At 57.1% G+C, this 807-nt stretch carries 1 protein-coding gene; it reads right to left on the bottom strand.

Translation table 11 applies throughout. The annotated features are described in order from the left end of the window. Nucleotides 1-262: 262 nt before the first annotated feature. The coding region (locus HU766_RS25945) for an IS110 family transposase (protein ID WP_186661849.1) at nt 263-807 on the bottom strand (545 nt) is incomplete at its 5' end.

Raw genomic sequence — 807 nt, 5'->3', positions numbered from 1 at the left:
CCGCTCCTATGTATGGACTCGCCCACATTGTCTAGCTGCTTTTGAGCATTGGAACCCGGTTGCATCTATGTATCAGGCCTATTCGAGGAAGCTTTTCGCTTCTGGCCAACATCGTGGTGAGCTCGCAGCGTGCCGTTTACATTGAGGCCATTACATCAGGCCTGTAGGAGCGGAGGCATCTGTCTGCGACGGTCTTACCAAGGGTCAATGTTCACTAGCAGGGGTTGGAGCGCTCGGCGCCCCGGTGGCATTGCTCGGTTGGTCAGAGGCTCATAGCAGCCTCCGAGTTGTTGTTCGGTTTGCGTTGGTAAACCTGATTGCTCTGTAACAGAGCCCAGATAATGCGCAGATTTCGATTAGCCAGCCTGATAGCCGCCTCCTTGCGCCCAAGGCGGGACAGCCAGCGCAAGAGGCGGCGATCGTCTGGCTGATCGGAATCAGGCCTTAGCTGACTCAAGACAGCATGCGCGCCTTGGATCATCAGGCTGCGTATGTAGCCGTCACCTCGCTTGCTCATCCTGCCCAGCCTGATTTTGTTTCCGCTGCTGTGCTGGTCGGGCACGATACCGAAGAAGGCAGAATACATTCGGCCACTGGCGAATCGACTGGGCTCGGTCTGTTTCGCCACGATTGCCGTGGCGATGATTGGACCGACGCCACGAATGGTGATCAGCCGCTGTGCGACCTCGTCTTCTTGGGCTGTCGCTTCGAGCCGTTTACTCAGCACCGCAATGCGCTCACCTAGATAGAGCCAGTCAGCCAACAGCTCATCGAGCAACTCGCGCAACAAATCAGGCAGGGGCAAGG

The sequence above is a fragment of the Pseudomonas sp. SWRI77 genome, from assembly GCF_014269105.1.
GTDB classification, from domain to species: domain Bacteria; phylum Pseudomonadota; class Gammaproteobacteria; order Pseudomonadales; family Pseudomonadaceae; genus Aquipseudomonas; species Aquipseudomonas capeferrum.
Note: the sequence above shows the minus strand (reverse complement) of the source record. Positions and strands in the feature narration are given on the sequence as shown.